3 protein-coding genes are annotated in these 1,875 nt (G+C 44.2%); all 3 read left to right on the plus strand.

Translation table 11 applies throughout. The features are described from left to right. Window positions 1-298: hypothetical protein (locus AC2VE5_RS26295; RefSeq protein WP_486890501.1), on the plus strand; the 298-nt coding region annotated here is incomplete at its 5' end. A 15-nt stretch (window positions 299-313) separates the two neighbouring features. Continuing rightward, a complete protein-coding gene (locus AC2VE5_RS26300) occupies window positions 314-1,102 on the plus strand; it encodes a P-loop NTPase family protein (protein WP_486890502.1) in 789 nt (262 codons plus the stop codon). Continuing rightward, a partial coding sequence (locus AC2VE5_RS26305; RefSeq protein WP_486890503.1) for a DUF6753 family protein occupies window positions 1,099-1,875 on the plus strand: 777 nt, incomplete at its 3' end. The genes AC2VE5_RS26300 and AC2VE5_RS26305, both read left to right, overlap by 4 nt.

Raw genomic sequence — 1,875 nt, forward strand, 5'->3', positions numbered from 1 at the left:
AATTAGTATTAAAGGAGCGACGCTGAAGCAATACTTGGCTGAATCAAAGGTGAAGAAACGTGCGCCTGAAACTCCTCCGGTAAGTTCAGGTAAGCTATCAACTCAAACGGCTGAAGATTTAGTAGTATCAGATGTTAAGCCAGATACTAAACTTGAATTAGATACCAGTTTAGATATTGAAGCAGATACTAAAGCTGAGACTAAATCAGATATTAAGCAGGACGTAAAATCGGCAGCTAAACCTAAGTCGGTAGTTCGGGGTAAGTTTGCGGATATTCCTAGTAACGATGAGTTGTAGTGGGTGAATTATATTATGGCAGCTAAAGAAGAGAAGTCCGTAAGTTCTACTCTCAAACGATTGGTTTTTATTTATGGCGATAAGGGTGGTGTAGGTAAGTCGGCGGTAGCCCGCTTATTGTTGGATGTTTATCGCCATGAGTCAATAGGTTGTCAAGCAATTGATTCAGATACTAGCAATGCTGACCTATATCGCTGTTATAAGCGTGTGGGTGATAAAGGAGTTGGGCTATTGGATGGAGAACCGGATGCTGTGGAGCGGGTTGATTTTACGGTGCGAGGTGAAGCGGATTATCTAATTGATACTCTGGGAGAGTACAAAGATTTGCTGCTGGTGGATCTGCCAGCAAGGTCTAGAGATGCGTTTACAAGTTTGATTCGGGAATTAGATTTGCTCTCGGTGGCGGAAGAATCAGGCTATCGAGTCACGATTGTTCATGTGTTGGGCAAGACTCGCAGTTCCGTGAGTGCGTTGAAGGATGTAGTTGAACTTTGTGGCAACCAAGCTGATTATGTGGTGGTGAAGAATCTGCTATTTGGCGAGTCGCATACTTTTAGCCGCTATGATGCCTCGCAGACTAGAAAGAAGGTTGTTGAGCAGCTTGGGGGGATAGAGTTAAATCTGCAAGAGATGTTTTGGACTTCTTGGGATGTGATTGAGGATAACGATTTACCTTTTCGCACGGCGGTAGATGCAGAGAATACTATTTTACAGCGCAGCCAACGCACTAGAGCTTATCGTTGGCTGATGGATATGACGGAGGAAGTGAAGAAAGCGGGTAAGTATTTGGGGTTGGGTGAATGACTTTTATTGATGATAATTATTTAGATGGCATTATTACTCGGATGACTGCTGAACATAAAGCAACTATTATGCGGACGGCGAGGCGGTTAAACTTGCCCGATGATGATGTGTTGTTTTTGTATATTGGTGCGGTGGAGTACACCGTGCAACTGTGTGAGGATATTTTGGGCGGGATTAGTACGGAGCGGCATCTTATTGAGCAGTCAAGTCAATCAAATCATCAGGTGAGCAACGAACAAGCTGAAAATCTGATTAATAGTCTGACTCAAGTAGGAATATCTGTCGTTGCTAATATGCAGAAGGCTGGGATGGCGAATACGTCGGCGATAGCTGAGGCAAATGCAGAGGTATTAAGTCAATCTAGGGCAACGGTAAGGGAAGCTGTTGTACTCCAAAAGCTGTTGACGGTATGGGGAGCTAAGGTGGAATCAAATAGCAAAAACAATGAACAGGTTTTGAAGGCTTTGTTAGAGCGGATGGGGCAGTCACAGAAGGGGTTGGAGACAGCGCTATCACAAATCAATGGGGCGAATACGGCGCTAGTTGAGCTTCAACGAAATACTACTTGGATAAAAGTGACGGAGTGGTTTTCGCCGCTTGTGGCTCTATTGGTGGCGGCGTTGGTTGGTGCTGGCGGTAGCTGGTGGGTGATGAATCTTAAGTATAATGATTCTCTTAATGTCTTAGGGCGTAATTTGGTAAAATGGAATATAGAGCGAATTCTTAAGTGCCGAGAAGATGACAATTCTAAATGCACTATTTGGGTTGTGCCT

The organism is Aliterella sp. E5.1, from assembly GCF_057473825.1.